The organism is Bacillus sp. AFS017336 (genome assembly GCF_002555445.1).
Lineage (GTDB): Bacteria > Bacillota > Bacilli > Bacillales > Bacillaceae_G > Gottfriedia.
Window position 1 is genome coordinate 147,686 of the sequence record NZ_NUCO01000021.1, and the last position, 16,113, is coordinate 163,798.

General features: G+C 31.9%; 16 protein-coding genes. 13 read left to right on the forward strand and 3 right to left on the reverse strand.

Going from position 1 to position 16,113, the window contains the following annotated elements; all coding sequences use genetic code 11:
• Positions 1-271: 271 nt before the first annotated feature.
• The 6 genes from CN601_RS12490 (at position 272) to CN601_RS12515 (ending at position 5,906) form a co-directional block, all read left to right on the forward strand.
• Entirely contained in the window at positions 272-1,000 is a 729-nt protein-coding gene (locus CN601_RS12490; RefSeq protein ID WP_098171241.1) for a hypothetical protein, read from the forward strand.
• Between the two features lie 10 nt (positions 1,001-1,010).
• On the forward strand, positions 1,011-1,832 hold the full coding sequence (locus CN601_RS12495; RefSeq protein WP_098171242.1) for an HAD family hydrolase: 822 nt from the start codon (positions 1,011-1,013) through the stop codon (positions 1,830-1,832).
• A gap of 193 nt (positions 1,833-2,025) precedes the next feature.
• Complete coding sequence (locus CN601_RS12500) at positions 2,026-2,913, forward strand: ComEC/Rec2 family competence protein (protein WP_098120521.1); 888 nt, start codon at positions 2,026-2,028, stop codon at positions 2,911-2,913.
• Between the two features lie 412 nt (positions 2,914-3,325).
• Positions 3,326-4,462 (forward strand): N-acetylglucosamine-6-phosphate deacetylase, encoded by a 1,137-nt coding sequence (nagA, locus tag CN601_RS12505; RefSeq protein WP_098171243.1) that lies wholly within the window; start codon positions 3,326-3,328, stop codon positions 4,460-4,462.
• A complete protein-coding gene (gene nagB, locus CN601_RS12510) occupies positions 4,459-5,169 on the forward strand; it encodes a glucosamine-6-phosphate deaminase (RefSeq protein ID WP_142317341.1) in 711 nt (236 codons plus the stop codon). Before nagA ends, nagB begins: the two co-directional genes overlap by 4 nt.
• Positions 5,169-5,906: a GntR family transcriptional regulator gene (locus CN601_RS12515; RefSeq protein ID WP_142317342.1), complete on the forward strand. Its 738-nt coding sequence runs from the start codon at positions 5,169-5,171 to the stop codon at positions 5,904-5,906. Before nagB ends, CN601_RS12515 begins: the two co-directional genes overlap by 1 nt.
• 354 nt (positions 5,907-6,260) lie before the next feature.
• Here CN601_RS12515 and CN601_RS12520 read toward each other — a convergent pair whose 3' ends face one another.
• Both CN601_RS12520 and CN601_RS12525 read right to left on the reverse strand, forming a co-directional pair.
• Positions 6,261-6,452, reverse strand: coding sequence for a hypothetical protein (locus CN601_RS12520; protein WP_098171244.1), 192 nt, complete (start codon positions 6,450-6,452; stop codon positions 6,261-6,263).
• 67 nt (positions 6,453-6,519) lie between these two features.
• Positions 6,520-7,302, reverse strand: a complete 783-nt coding sequence (locus tag CN601_RS12525) for a Cof-type HAD-IIB family hydrolase (protein WP_098171245.1) — start codon at positions 7,300-7,302, stop codon at positions 6,520-6,522.
• 169 nt (positions 7,303-7,471) lie between these two features.
• Between CN601_RS12525 and glcT the strand changes: the two genes are divergently transcribed.
• The 5 genes from glcT to CN601_RS12550 all read left to right on the forward strand — a co-directional run bounded on the left by glcT (position 7,472) and on the right by CN601_RS12550 (position 13,293).
• Positions 7,472-8,332 carry a glucose PTS transporter transcription antiterminator GlcT gene (gene glcT, locus CN601_RS12530; protein ID WP_306659824.1) on the forward strand — a complete coding sequence of 287 codons (861 nt, stop codon included), beginning with the start codon at positions 7,472-7,474 and terminating at the stop codon, positions 8,330-8,332.
• Between the two features lie 343 nt (positions 8,333-8,675).
• A complete protein-coding gene (gene ptsG, locus CN601_RS12535) occupies positions 8,676-10,727 on the forward strand; it encodes a glucose-specific PTS transporter subunit IIBC (protein WP_098171246.1) in 2,052 nt (683 codons plus the stop codon).
• A 142-nt stretch (positions 10,728-10,869) separates the two neighbouring features.
• A complete protein-coding gene (locus CN601_RS12540; RefSeq protein WP_025568635.1) occupies positions 10,870-11,133 on the forward strand; it encodes a phosphocarrier protein HPr in 264 nt (87 codons plus the stop codon).
• Positions 11,133-12,842, forward strand: a complete 1,710-nt coding sequence (gene ptsP, locus CN601_RS12545; RefSeq protein WP_098120517.1) for a phosphoenolpyruvate--protein phosphotransferase — start codon at positions 11,133-11,135, stop codon at positions 12,840-12,842. Before CN601_RS12540 ends, ptsP begins: the two co-directional genes overlap by 1 nt.
• A gap of 151 nt (positions 12,843-12,993) precedes the next feature.
• Positions 12,994-13,293, forward strand: coding sequence for an ArsR/SmtB family transcription factor (locus CN601_RS12550; protein ID WP_098120516.1), 300 nt, complete (start codon positions 12,994-12,996; stop codon positions 13,291-13,293).
• A 63-nt stretch (positions 13,294-13,356) separates the two neighbouring features.
• Here the strand turns inward: CN601_RS12550 and CN601_RS12555 are convergent, their stop codons facing one another.
• Positions 13,357-13,971, reverse strand: a complete 615-nt coding sequence (locus CN601_RS12555) for a nitroreductase family protein (RefSeq protein ID WP_098120515.1) — start codon at positions 13,969-13,971, stop codon at positions 13,357-13,359.
• 229 nt (positions 13,972-14,200) lie between these two features.
• Between CN601_RS12555 and CN601_RS12560 the strand changes: the two genes are divergently transcribed.
• On the forward strand, positions 14,201-15,091 hold the full coding sequence (locus tag CN601_RS12560) for an NAD(P)-dependent oxidoreductase (protein WP_098171343.1): 891 nt from the start codon (positions 14,201-14,203) through the stop codon (positions 15,089-15,091).
• Positions 15,092-15,115: 24 nt separating this feature from the next.
• A complete protein-coding gene (locus tag CN601_RS12565) occupies positions 15,116-15,565 on the forward strand; it encodes an RDD family protein (RefSeq protein WP_179865540.1) in 450 nt (149 codons plus the stop codon).
• The last annotated feature ends 548 nt before the right edge of the window (positions 15,566-16,113 follow it).

Sequence of the window (16,113 nt, forward strand, 5' to 3'; positions counted from 1 at the left end):
GAATAGGCCATCCTTTATCAGTATTTTAGTCTCTACATTTAAATAAAAAACATTCTAATTTATATAGCTACTTAAAGGAAAATGTAAGTCGAACGGAGTAGATAATATATATAGAAAAAATTATAGACAAAATTAACCAATACAGATAATTTATGGCGAATTTTAATTATTGCATAGGTAATTGAATAATGAAAGAGTTTACAATATGAAATTGAGCTTTCTCGAAATGACAAAAAATTGTTAATTTTAACTATTTAAGGGAGAATGATCTATGAAATTTCGATTTATTGCAACTCTATGTATAGCTATACTTATAATCTTATTAATTAGTAACCGCTTAGTTAACCATAGTATACTATCTAATGGAAGTCAGACTAACTCACTTAAAGTCCAAAAGGTTAAATGGAATCTTACCACGAAAAATAGTAGGCAAGAAGTAAGTGTGGCTTCTAGATCAATGAGTGTACTACAGCGCGACAAAATTAAAATATTTATTACTACAGACGACTTAAAATCTTATAAAATTATTACCCCAGATTATAACGGAAATAATCAATTTACATTTAAGTATGCCTTTAAGAAAGATGTTCCATATTTTGTAAGTGTATTTTTAAATAATCAGACACTTGATACGAAGGTTTTTCAAAAACAAAAGGATAAAACCGATGATTTATTTCCTACAGCAATTTTGACAAAGAAGAATGATGAATATACAGTCTCGTTGTTATATACATCGATCCTACCAAAAACAAAAAGTCAAATAACATTTGATTTTGAGAAGTTTAAAAAACGTTCGAATTTTACAAATCACCAATTTTATATTATTAATGAAGATGGAACGTATTTTAAGCAAGTAAATAATCCAGATAAAAATTCTAAAGTAAACTATGAACTTGATTTACCTAAAGCGGGTATGTATAAAATATTTTATGAATTTAATCTAAATGATGAAAAACAGACATTTAATTTTATTCTGGATGTAAAAGACAAAGACAGCTAAGGAGTCGCAAATGCATAATTTATTAATGAATTCAAAAGTATTAGTTTTTGATTTAGATGGTACTTTATATGACGGAACAACACATTACGATTACTATGCTAAACTACTAGCAAATGAAGTTAGTCCAGACAAACGTGATACCTTTTTGAAGGACTATGAAAAAATTAAAGATTATGACCATGCTTTAACAATTGGAAAAATTTACGATTCTGAAAATGATTTAATTATTTCATTAGATCCAATTACTTTAAAGCCGATTCAGGTTTTCACTTGGGAAGGTCAGCTTCTGTCAAAAGATGAATTACAAGAAAACTATCTTGATCGAATCAATTATGAATTGCCTTACATACCGGTAGGGGATGGTTGGTGGATTCCTTTAGTGGCAAGCTATCATTATGGAGCAAAAGACGTATTTCATTGCTATGATAAAACAAAAGAGTTCATGGCCACAAAGGAATTTAGTATTCCGTATATTAAAGGTTTAAAACAAGCCTTAGAGCAAGTAAAAGATACTAAAAAAATAGTCTTGTTAACAAATTCGGACCGCGAGGATGTAACTCGATTACTAAATTTACTTGATTTAAATGGATTGTTCCATTTGGAAATTACAGATGGAAAGAAGCCACTAGAAACGGAAAATCATTTTAAAAATATAATGAATAAATTCAATGTTTTACCACACGAAGCCGTTTCAATTGGAGACAATTTTATTAATGAAATATCACCTGCTCTAAAATTAGGCATGCACGGTGTATATATTACAAATCAGACTTCTATGCAAGTTAGCGAATCATTACTAGTTGTAAAAAGATTAGAGGAAGTTTTTGAGTAACATAAAAATGAATATTGATTCGTTAAAAAACTGTGAGCAAAATTGCTTACAGTTTTTTGAATTGTATATTATGCTGAGATCCGATTTGAACTATATATTCTAAATGATGTATACTCTATATCCAACTTATTTTACGGAACTCATACATACTTTTGAATTTGCAATGAGAAAATAATAGTAGGAGGAAGTGTGAATGGACAAAAATCGAAAACTCTATTCTCTCGTAATTTCTATCATTATTTTTTTTACTGCTTTTTTTAGTAATAACTTAAATACAGAGGCAAGAACAACAAATTATGGCTATATTACGCATCCTTTATTAGTTTATTTTTTTGACGTAGGTCAAGGAGATAGCATGGTAATGATTTTACCAAATGGAAAGACAGTGTTGATTGATGGAGGAGATGTAGAACATGGTGGAGCTGTTATAAAAAAACTTAAACGACTTCATGTCAATGCAATTGATCTACTTGTAAGTACACATCCAGACATTGATCATATAGGCGGATTATTAAAGGTCATGAATAGCGTCAAAATATCGAAAATCTTAGATAGTGGAAAAAAATATAATTCACACTCTTATTACTTATATAAGAAAGAAGCGTTTCAAAAGAATATCCCAATTAGCATTGCAAGGTTAAATGAGAAAATCGTACTTGATCCAAATGTAGATATCACAGTATTAAATAGTGGGAAAAAATCCTATACAAATAATAATAGTTCAATCGTTTTAAAAGTAAAGTATGCAGACATATCGATTCTATTGACTGGAGATATCGAAAGAAAAGCTGAACAAAGACTAATCAAAAGTGAAAATATTGACGCTCAAGTATTAAAAATTCCACATCACGGTTCATCTACATCAACTTCAGAAGCTTTTTTATTTGCTGTAAACCCAACAGTAGCAATTCTCTCGTATGATAAATTTAATCTATTTGGTCATCCACATAGATCAGTAATGAAGCGGCTAAATCATCTAGGAATCAAGCAATACACAACCGATCAATACGGAGATATCGAATTATCAACAAATGGTCATAACTTATATATTGAAAAACAAGAAGTATTGGTTAATCCTTAAGGATCGATCCAATACTTTTATTTTTTGAGGGGAGAGGGATTAAACTGACGGTTTTAACTCATGAGCCCTTTTATGAGTTAAGGAATTAGGTGAATAAACGATATTTTTAACTCATGAACCCTCTATGAGTTAAGAAATTAGAACATAAAGCTAAAATTTTAACTCATGCCCCCATAAAAAGATGGGTATAAGAGTAAATTACATCCTATTTTATAATGAAAATACGATAATTTTTTATGTCGATATTATGAAATTAACATAGGTAGTATAGACAACTAGGAGTATATATCATACAATGGTTATGTAGAAATCCTAGTATAGATCTAAATGAATGTGAATGATGATTAAGTAAACACTACTTTCTATATGCGGTTATTAATATACTTCTTAGAATTAGGAAAGAGGAGAGTACATGAAATCAATTATTAATGTAAAAATTTATACGGGCACAGAAGTAATTGAAAAGGGTTACATTCGATATGACGAAAAAATTTGTAATATTGGCCACATGGACGGTTATGTAAATGAAGGCGAAGAAATAATTGATGGAAATGGTACAGTTATTATCCCAGGAATGATTGATATTCATATACATGGTGCATATGATGTTGACGCAATGGATGCGGATCCTAACACGATGGTTACTATGAGTAACAAAATGATGAAAGAAGGGGTTACAACCTTTTTTCCAACTACAATGACTCAGTCTAAAGAAAATATAGAAAATGCATTGAAATCTTTAAAGGAAGCTAAAGAGCTTGGTGCGCATTTTGAATATATTCATTTAGAAGGACCATTTGTTAATAAAAATAAAGCTGGAGCGCAGCCTCTAGAATACATTATAAATCCTGACGTAGAATTATTTAAAAAATGGCAAGAAGCTTCAGGAGGATTAATAAAATTAGTTACTTATGCACCTGAGGTTGAAGGTGCAAAAGAGCTAGAAGCAGAGCTACAACGAACAAATGTTATTGGAACTGTTGGTCACTCTGATGCTGTAAGTGCAGATTTTGAAGGTAGAAATATTTTTCATGCTACACATTTATACAACCAAATGAGACCTATGCATCATCGTGAAGTAGGTACAGTAGGACATGTACTTTTAGATGAACGAGTAATGGTTGAATTGATACCGGATGGAATTCACATACATCCTGATATGGTTAAGCTTGCTTACCGTTTAAAAGGAGCTAAAAAAATTAGCGTCATTACCGATGCAATGAGAGCAAAGGGTCTTAATGACGGTAAATATGAATTAGGTGGACAACCTGTATTTGTAGCAAACAAAAGTGCACGATTAGAAGACGGCACGCTAGCAGGTAGTATTTTAAAAATGGATGAAGCATTTAGAAATATTATGAAATTTACAGGTTGTACTCCAGAAGAAGCAGTACAAATGACATCAATAAACCAAGCTGAAGAATTTGGGCTTACACATAAGGGAGCATTAAGACCTGGAAAAGATGCTGATTTTGTCCAAATGACTCCTGAATTTTTCGTAATTAACACTACTAGACAAGGTAAAAATTTTAATGAGGTGACTTTATGAACGTAATCGTAGTAAAAAATGCAGAAGAAATTTCAAAAGTAGCATATGAGAAAATGGTACAAGCAATTGAAGGGAAAGCTGAATTTACTCTAGGTTTAGCTACTGGTGGCTCACCTCTAGGTATTTATGAACAATTCCGAATCAATAAACCGGATATGTCTAATGTAATTACAGTTAATCTTGATGAGTATGTTGGATTAGCTGAGGATGATCAAACAAGCTATCATACTTATATGGCAGAACAGTTATTTAATCATTTGAACTTTAAAGAAAACCATTTACCGAATGGAAATACAAAAGACTTAGAAGAAGCATGTAAAAACTATGAGGACTTATTACAGAAGCATCCTGTAGATTTACAACTTCTAGGGATTGGCGAAAATGGACATATCGCATTTAATGAGCCAGGAACTCCTTTCGATACACCGACTCATATCGTAGAGCTAACTGAATCAACACGTAATGCGAATAAAATATATTTTGAGAACGAAGAAGATGTACCAACTCACGCTGTAACTATGGGAATTGGTTCAATTTTAAGAGCTAAAGAAATTATACTAGTAGCATCAGGAATCAAAAAAGCAGAAGCAGTAAAAGAAATGTTAAATGGTAAAGTAGATATTAACTGCCCGGCTACTGCTCTACAACAGCATAATAATGTAACAATTGTGGTTGATGAAGAAGCATACTCACTTTGTAATAAATAATGTTAAGGCTAGATAAGAATTCTCCTTTACCGATTTATTTTCAAATACAAGAGATTTTAAAGGTGAAAATTAGCTCAGGAGAATGGAAACCTGGTGACAGAATCCCTTCTGAGCAAACATTGAGTGAGATGTTAAATGTAAGTAGGATGACAATTAGACAGGCTTTAAACAATCTTGTAAAAGAATCTTTAATAAGTCGGAAGCGTGGAATTGGTACGTTTGTTTCAGTAAAAGATGGAATTGAAGTTGAGGAATCACTTAAATCATTAAGGAGTTTTTCTGAAGATATTACATCAATTGGATTAACACCTACTAATAAATTACTTGGATTTTCAACAATTGAAGCGGATGAATATTTAGCAGAAGTTTTATCAATTGAAAGCGGATCTGAAGTTTTTAAAATTGAAAGATGTCGTTTAGCAAATGAGCATCCAATTGCAATTGAAACAACGTATTTACCTAAAAATTTAGTAAATCGAATTGATGAAAAAGCATTGAATCATTCTTTATATGAATACTTTGAAGTATCCTTAGGTTATACAATTAAAAAAGCTACTAAATGGATAAAAGCATCGCTAATGTCGGAAAGAGATTCTTTAATTCTAGAAGTGGCAGAGGATTCTCCAGCATTAGAATTACACCAAATAACATTTATTAATGATGGTTTACCTCTTGAATACGTAAGCTGTATTTATCGAGCTGATCGTTATCGATTTACAATTGATATTGAACGTTAAAAAGGGTGCATGTTTGCACCCTTTTTTGTTGTTGAGCTGCGTCATAGGAAGTGCAAATAAAACTGAGTGGAAAGTGCAAATAAAAAAGCTAAAAGTGCAAATAAAACTGAGGTAGTGCAAATAAAAAAGCAGAAAGTGCAAATAAAACTGAGTGGGAAGTGCAAATAAAAAAGCAGAAAGTGCAAATAAAACTAGTGAAACTGCAAATAAAAAAATCAAATCTGCAATTAAAATCATGACAACTGCAATTAAAATCACGATTCAATAAAAAATAGATTAAATGAATCAAAAAAATAAAAGAAATTAAATAAAATTAAGTGTGTAGAACCCAATAGTAAGCAAAATAGAGCTAAATCATAAAAAAGTATGAATTTTCGCGACGATATCATCGGAGAAAGCTGAAACAACAACGAAGCACGCGACAATATCAGCGGGGATTGCTACAATATCAACGAAGAAAGCCATTATATCAACGAAGAAAGCCATTATATCAACGAAGAAAGCCATTATATCAACGAAGTTCACAACTTTATCAACAAAGTTCACTTAGTGTTCGTATATTCCAATACAAATCTACAAACTAAAAGGGTGCTTCTAAAAGCACCCTTACTTTTTACTTCATTTGTAAAACAATTTTAACAGCTTCAGCTACAGAAGGAACTGTATAAGAAGCATATTTTTTAACTTCATCATCAGCGTTTTCCATAGCAAAGCTATTTGGTGTTAATTCAAACATTGAAATATCGTTGTAAGCATCACCTATACAAGCGATTTCGTTAGATTTAATGCCTAGTTTTTCAATTAATATTTGAATTGCAGATCCTTTACTTACATTTACTGGGACAATATCTAAGCAATTTTTTGCTGATATAAAAGAAGTAACATATTCCGGTAATTCTTCCTGTAATTCTTTTTGAAGTTCAAGTAAATCTTCATCTTCGCCTAAAACTACATATTTTTTTGGTGTAATTGACTTACCAAGATCAGATTTTAATGTTTTCAGTTCAACTGCATTCATGCTAGAGTTTTTTTCGATTTCTTTCACTAAGTCAGTTTTCTCTTCAATATAGTAAGTAGAGTTATCGGCTACATAGATTAAAAATTTATCATGTGTAATCATCTCATATACTTTGTCTATGACACTTGGATGAAAAGTAGCATCTAATAAAGCTTCACCTTCATTTGAATAAATATAAGTTCCATTCATACTAATACGATGGAAGTTATTTCCTAGACTTTCCATAATTTTCACAATTTCATAGTCTAAACGACCTGACGCAAAACATAATATAACTCCTTGATCTATAAGGTTTTTTAATGCTTCAACGTCATGCTCAAATAGCTGACCTCGGTGAAACATCGTACCATCTAGATCACTTACAAATAATTTAATCATAATACTAAACACCCACTTGATTTATATTTATACTTTTATATTCTATCCTAATATAATAGATAATCAAAAAAATATGATTAATTTATGAAACATAATTCGTGTTTAAACTATTTTTAAAAAATTATGTTATGATATAAAAGCGATTTTTTACTTGGGGGTGATAAAAAAAATGTCAGAGATGTCAGTTTGCTATACAATCAAAAAGGTGCTTAATAATAACGTATTAATTGCTAAAAATCCCGATCATACCGAAGTAGTACTTTTAGGAAAAGGTATCGGTTTTAATAAAACTAGAGGAGATTTAATTTCCGAAGGTGTAATAGAAAAAATGTTTATTTTAACAGATGAACAAAAACAAAAGCAATATAAATCATTAATTAACTTTATGGATGAAAAATTAATGGGTACACTACAGCAAGCGATTTATTTAATTTCTGAAAGAACGGGATGTACTTTAAATGAGCAAATTCATATTGGATTAACTGACCACTTAATATTTGCGATCAAACGAATTAGAGAAGGCTATAATGTTGATAATCCGTTCTTACAAGAAACAAAAGCAATGTATCCAGAGTATTTTAAAATAGCACAAGAAGTTATTGATTTGATAAATAAAGAAATAGATATAATTTTACCAATAGAAGAAGTAGGCTTTGTTACACTTCATATCGTTAGTAATTTATCGATGGAAGTTGTATCAGATGTAAATAAATTTTCTCAGATCATTAAAGATTTAGTATTATATATAGAAGAATATTTAAAAATCGAAATTGATAAAGAAAGTATTCATTATTCAAGGCTCGTACGTCATTTGAGATTTTTAATAGACCGGATTTTTCATGGTAATTCATCTGAAGAATCACCAGCTTTAGGGATTATCTTAAAAAAAGAATATCCTGTATGCTATGATTTAGCGTGGAAAATTTTGAAATCAATCGAAACTTCATTAAATAAGAAAGCTAGTGAAGCAGAAGTAATATACTTAACGTTACATTTAGAACGACTTGTTCAAAGTAAATTTAAGGAGTAGGAAGAGGGAACCTCACTTTAAATTTGCTGACCTACTTAATGAAATTTTGGCTTTAAAGGGATAAAATATGGTTTTTAAGCTGAAAAATCATTATTTTTTTAAATATAATAAAAAAAATAGGTATTTAGGCTTGATATTTTTAAAATCTATAGATATAATGAAAGCGAAATCATAACAAATCATATTTGAATAGTGTTACACATTAAACGTGTTACTGATTCGATCAGGCATGAGTTGAAAAAGTGTGAATTATAATTCTTGGGTAGGGGAAACTATATCCAGGATTCGTAATTGTCATTTTTTCTGCTCATGCCTTTTTTGTTTGGATAAAAGGAGGATAACAATGTTTAAGAAAATCTTTGGAGTTTTACAAAAAGTTGGTAAAGCGCTTATGCTTCCAGTTGCGATTTTACCAGCTGCCGGATTATTACTTGCATTCGGTAATGCATTTCAAAATCCACAAACATTAAAGTACTTACCATTTCTTGATGCTCACTGGTTCCAGTTAGTAGCTAAAGTTATGGAACAGTCTGGTGACATCATTTTCGGAAATCTGTCATTATTATTTGCAGTAGGTGTTGCCGTTGGTTTAGCAGGAGGAGAAGGTGTTGCTGGATTAGCAGCAATCGTTGGATTCCTGATTATGAATAAAACAATGAGCGTGTTCAAGGATGTTGGACAATACGTTGTTTTAGATAAAGCATTAAATATAGCAAAATTTGATGATCCATCATTCGCATTTGTACTAGGTATTCCTACACTGCAAACAGGTGTATTTGGTGGGATTATCGTTGGTTTAGTAGCTGCATGGGCTTATAACAAATACTTTGAAATTGATTTACCTTCTTACTTAGGTTTCTTCGCAGGTAAACGATTTGTTCCAATTGCTACAGCAGCATTTTCAGTAGTACTTGGTATTTTAATGTGCTTCATTTGGCCGCCAATTCAGCACGGGTTAAACTCATTCTCACATAATATGATTGATGCGAATTTAACATTATCCGCATTCGTATTTGGTGTTATTGAGCGTTCATTAATACCATTTGGTTTACATCATATTTTCTATGCACCATTTTGGTTTGAGTTTGGTTCATATACTGATAAATCAGGTTTGGTTGTTCACGGGGACCAAAAAATCTTCTTCGCTCAATTAAAAGACGGAGTAAAATTAACTGCTGGTACGTTCATGGTAGGTAAATTCCCATTCATGATGTTTGGATTACCAGCTGCAGCATTAGCTATGTATCATGAAGCAAAACCTGAAAATAAAAAAATCGCTGGTGGTATTTTAGCATCAGCAGCATTAACTTCTTTCTTAACAGGTATTACAGAACCAATTGAGTTCTCATTCTTATTCGTTGCACCAGTATTATTCGGAATTCACGCAATTTTTGCTGGTTTATCATTTATGATTATGCAATTATTAAATGTAAAAATCGGTATGACATTCTCTGGTGGTTTAATCGACTACTTATTATTCGGTGTACTACCAAATAGAACTGGCTGGTGGTGGGTAATCATCGTCGGTTTAGGCTTAGCTGTTATTTACTACTTCGGGTTCCGATTTGCGATTAGAAAATGGGATTTAAAAACGCCTGGTCGTGAAGATGCAATCGCTAAAGATACTATAAGCAATACTCCAGCTAATGAGCTACCATATGAAATTTTACAAGCATTAGGTGGAAAAAGTAATATTTCTTCATTAGATGCATGTATTACTCGTTTACGTGTACAAGTAAATTCTAAAGATGAAGTAAATAAAGATCGTTTAAAAGCATTAGGGGCTGCTGGAGTTCTTGAAGTTGGAAACAATATTCAAGCAATTTTCGGACCAAAATCAGATACATTAAAATCACAAATTAAAGATATAATGACCGGCAAAACACCAGTTATTAAAAATGAAGCACATAAAGAAACGGCTTCAGCAGTAGATACTTCAGTTGAGGAAGCTATTATTAATCCAATTGAAGGTGAAATCATCCCAATTACAGAAGTGCCGGATCAGGTATTTTCTGGAAAAATGATGGGTGATGGATTTGCGATTATTCCTTCTGAAGGGACAGTTGTATCTCCAGTAGATGGCGAAATCGTAAATGTATTCCCAACAAAACATGCCATTGGTATTTTATCAAATGGTGGAAAAGAAATTTTAATCCACATCGGTATTGATACTGTTAAATTAAATGGTGAAGGCTTTGAAGTACTTGTATCACAAGGTGAGAAGGTAACAAAAGGTCAACAATTAGTAAAAATTGATTTACATTTCATTCGCGAAAATGCACCATCTACAATAACACCTGTTGTCTTTACAAACTTAGCTGAAGGACAACAAGTTGTAATTGAAAAGCCAGGTAAACAATCAAAAGGTGAAGTAAACATTATAAAGATTAAATAATTCTAATTAAATCGACGTAAAATGTTTAATTTTAAAAGGGGCTGTATAGTTGACACTATGCACCCCTTTTAATAGAATATTTAGAGTAGGCCAAACGTCTATACCAAAAATGTAGATTTAATCACAAAGGAGATAAATGATTATGGAAAAAACTTTTAAAGTAACAGCTGATTCTGGAATTCACGCACGTCCAGCAACATTATTAGTAAATGTAGCAGGTAAATTCAACTCTGATATCAATCTTGAGTACAATGGTAAAACAGTTAACTTAAAATCAATCATGGGTGTAATGTCTTTAGGAATTCAACAAGGAACTGAGATCAAAATTAGTGCTAACGGTGAAGATGCAGAGCAAGCGATTGCAGCAATCGATGATACAATGAAAAAAGAAGGTTTAGGCGAATAATGTCTTTACATATTAAAGGTATTGCCGCTTCTAGTGGAATTGCAATTGCAAAAGCATTTCGCTTAGAAAATCCTGAATTAAATATTGTTAAGAAGCAAATTTCAGATGTTGATGCTGAAATTGCTAAACTTGACAGTGCAATTCAAATTTCTAACACTGAATTAGAAAAAATTCGTGATCATGCGAATGCTGAACTTGGTGAAGATAAAGCTGCAATCTTTTCTGCGCACATCTTAGTTTTAAATGACCCAGAGCTAGTTAACCCAGTTAAAGATAAAATTAAGTCTGAAAATGTAAACGCTGATTTTGCAATGAATGAAGTTGCTTCAATGTTCGTTCAAATGTTTGAAAGCATGGATAATGAATATATGAAGGAACGTGCTGCAGATATTCGTGATGTTACAAAACGCGTAATGGCTCATTTATTAGGCGTTACGATTTCTAATCCTGCTAATATTACTGAAGAAGTAATTATTATCGCAGAAGATTTAACACCATCTGATACAGCTCAATTAAACCGTAAGTTTGCCTTAGGTTTTACAACTGATATCGGAGGTCGTACATCTCACTCAGCGATCATGGCTCGTTCTCTTGAAATTCCAGCAGTAGTTGGAACAAAAGAAGTAACTAGTAAAATCGAAAATGGCGTAATGGTCATTGTAGATGGATTAGACGGTCAAGTAATCGTTGATCCTTCTAATGAAGAATTAGCTGAGTATAAAGCTAAAAAAGAAAAATTTGAGCTTCAAAAAGTTGAATGGGCTAAACTGAAAAATGAACCAACTGTAACTAAAGATGGACACCATGTTGAGTTAGTAGCAAACATCGGTACTCCAAATGATGTAGAAGGTGTTATCAACAATGGTGGTGAAGGTGTAGGCCTTTACCGTACTGAGTTCTTATATATGGGACGCGATAACTTCCCATCAGAAGAGGAACAGTTTGAGTCATATAAATCAGTTCTTGAAAGTATGGGTAATAAACCGGTAGTTGTAAGAACACTAGATATCGGTGGAGATAAAGAATTATCTTATTTACACTTACCAAAAGAAATGAATCCATTCTTAGGATACAGAGCAATTCGTTTATGTTTAGATCAAAAGGATATTTTCCGTACACAGTTACGTGCATTACTTCGTGCTAGTGTTTATGGGAATTTAAAAATTATGTTCCCGATGATTGCAACATTAGATGAGTTCAGAGCTGCTAAAGCTGTATTATTAGAAGAAAAAGAACAGTTAGTAAAAGAAAATGTTCAAGTTTCAGATAATATTGAAATTGGTATGATGGTAGAAATCCCTGCGTCTGCTGTATTAGCAGATGTATTCGCTAAGGAAGTTGATTTCTTTAGTATTGGGACAAACGATTTAATCCAATATACAATGGCTGCGGACCGAATGAATGAACAAGTTGCATATTTATACCAACCATATAACCCATCTATTTTAAGATTAGTTAAAATGGTAATCGATGCTGCAAACAAAGAAGGTAAATGGGCTGGTATGTGTGGAGAAATGGCTGGAGATGAACTAGCTATTCCTTTACTAGTTGGATTAGGCTTACATGAATTCTCAATGAGCGCTACTTCAATCCTACCTGCACGTAGCCAAATGGCTAAACTTTCTAAAGCTGAGATGGAGACATTAGCTGAAAAAGCATTATCAATGTCTACAGCTGAAGAGGTTGTTAACTTAGTTAAAAGTATCTAATAAAAAAACAACAGGTTTCCCTGTTGTTTTTTTATTAATAAACCAAATCTAACTGTTCCTACTGTTGACAAATTCGCTTCTTTAATTTAGTGTATGTTTAAATTATTAAACGAATAAGATTATTTTTGGATAATAAAAGTAGGTGGAAGATTTGAGTAAAGAAGCAATTGAAGTATTTAGAGAATGTATCCCTTTGTTTCAAGCATTAAGCGATCCATTTAGACAGGATATCATTTTAATGTTGTCAGAAGGTGAAGCGCTAACTGTTAATGAGATTACTGAAAAAACTTCATTATCAAGGCCCGCTATTTCACATCATTTAAAGATATTACGTGATAATCAATTAGTACATATTGAGCAAAAAGGTACTCATCGATACTATTCATTAGCAATTGATTCTTCACTAGAATTACTTAAGAAATTAATTGGTACTGTTGAAGAACATTGTTAATTAAACGTAAATGGCATAAAAGGGACTCCGACTTTTGTCAGAATCCCTTTTACTTTTGATTTATTAAATCCAAATAGACATTTCTTTTGCAGAGAAACGAGATGTTTGGTGACCAGGTACTTTTTCTTTACCAATCGCAATAAGCATTGTAGGGATATAGCGATCATCAGTTAAGAAAGTCTCTTTAAATGCTTGTTCGTTAAATCCACCGATTGCACAAGTATTCCAACCTTTTGCAGAAGCGGCCATGATTAATTGCATACCGGCAAGAGAAGAATTTAAAATACCTTGTTCGCGATTACGTTGTTCTGTTGCATAAGCATTTTCAACGTTTGATTTTAATTTATCTTTTGCTTCTTGAGTCATATACCCAGCTTCCACTGCTGGACCGAAAACTAAGTCAACATTCTTTGCTGACTGTGTGTCTGCTAATACAGCAATTACACATGCAGCATCTTTAATTTGTCCTTGGTTATATGCAACAGGTAATAATCTACCTTGCGCATGTTCACCGTGGAATACAACAAATTTCCAATGTTGTAAGTTCCAAGCAGAAGGTGCAGACATTGCTGCATCTAGAAGTTCAGTAATTTCACTGCTGCTAATTTCAGATGAAGAATCAAATACTCTTGTAGAGTTTCGTTCCTTTATCATTTCAAAAAATTGTTCATTTTTCATTTAAAAATACCTCCAAAACATTACATTAGATACATTTTTATGTACTTTTTTAATATAGATAGTTCTACTATTAGAGTCAACAAATTAGGGTCGAAATAACCTAAATTTAAATAGAAGAAAAGTGTAGTGCGGTTATTTTAGTTTTAGAATAGCTCTAGCTTTTTTAATAATATTTTTTATGGTAGTTTTATGTATGGATAATAAAAGAGGAGTGTGTATTATGGAAGCAATTAATTTAAAAGATCTTCAAGTTGGATTTATTGGAATAGGTGTTATGGGTAAAAGTATGGCAAAACATTTAATCAATGCAGGTGCAAAATTACATGTTTATAACCGTACTAAGGAAAAAGCAAATGAATTAATTGATTTAGGTGCTACTTGGTATGATACACCTAAAGAATTAGCATCACATTGTCAGGTAATTTGTACAATGGTCGGATATCCTAGTGACTTAGAAGAAGTTTATTTTGGAGAAAATGGCATCATCCAATCCGCTTCTAAAGGAACAACATTTATCGATTTTACAACTTCAACTCCAACATTAGCTAAAAAAATAGATGAACTAACAAAATCAGTAGGTATGTCTTCTTTAGATGCTCCAGTATCAGGTGGAGATTTAGGAGCAAGAGAAGCAAAATTAGCAATCATGGTCGGTGGGGAAGAAGAAACATTTCATAAAATGTCCACATTATTTAATGTTTTAGGAAAAAATATTGTTTATCATGGAAATGCTGGTAGTGGACAACATGTAAAAATGTGTAATCAAATTGCAATCGCTTCAGGTATGTTGGGCGTTTGTGAAGCAATTGCATATGCGAAGTCAGCAGGTTTAGACGGTGAAAAAGTATTAAGTAGTATTTCTACTGGTGCAGCTGGAAGTTGGTCATTATCTAATTTAGCTCCACGAGTATTAAAAGGTGATTTCGAACCAGGATTCTATATTAAACATTTTATCAAAGATATGGGAATCGCAATTGAAGAAGCGGAAAAGATGGAATTAAATCTTCCAGGACTTTTACTTGCTAAAAAATGTTACGATGAACTGTCTAAAAATGGATTAGATGAAAAAGGAACACAAGCACTTTATACTTTATATGATCCATCTCACCACATTCAATAATATTTAATGAATAGAGGTTTACAAGTGCAGAATTTTCAATTTGCAAAGTTTTATCAACGATTAAGTGCGTTCATATTCGATACGTTTATTGTTTCAGTAGCTTATGGGATCATTATTGCGATCATTACGATGAATCCTGAAAAGCTATTAAGTCGATTTAATTCTACATCAGGAAATTCGACTCTCGATTTAATCGTTATTTCAATAATATTGCTCATTTTATTTGTAATCGTTCCGAAATTTAACAAAGGAATGACATTCGGTCAGAGATTTCTAGCTATTAAAATGATAAAAGATAATTATGAAGAAACGACTATGGTCACATTCTTAATCCGTTTTATTATTATAGCCGCTCTGTCAGTTCTATTTTTAGGTGTCCCATTAATTATTAATGTTTATTTAATGTTATTTAGAAAAGATCACAAAACAATTCAGGACTGGCTATTTAAAACAAGTGTTATTCAAACTAGATAAGTTAAAGACGTGATTCCTACTACGGAATCACGTCTTTTTACGCTAGTGAAAAAATATCTTGTCAATTATCAGTGATATTTTTCAATATAAAGGAAGTTTTACGACGGTGATTTCCACTCCAGGATTCTCGCTTTCCATGGGGCGAGATTCTTGAGCCTCCTCGGCGCATGCCTGCGGGGTCTCAGCCTTCCCGCATCTCCCATAGGAGTCGAGAACCCTTCCGTTCCAATCAACTTCATTGAAATAAAAAAGAGTGCGATAAAACTTAGAGAATAATTGAAAATAATTATTCATTATCTTTGTTAATTTAGATAAATCGTCTACTTTAAAACTAAAATTTAAATTTATTCTTCAAACAATTAACATCTTAATAATTTATATACTGAAAAAGAACCAATACCAAAATTTGTTGGTATTCCACAAATATAATAACTATTAAAATAATTAGCAACATTAATAGGAATTAATCATCAAATAGATCGCTTAGTAACATTTTAATTATTGACTGTATTATATTTCATCCATTCTAAAAAGACGTGAAATCATTT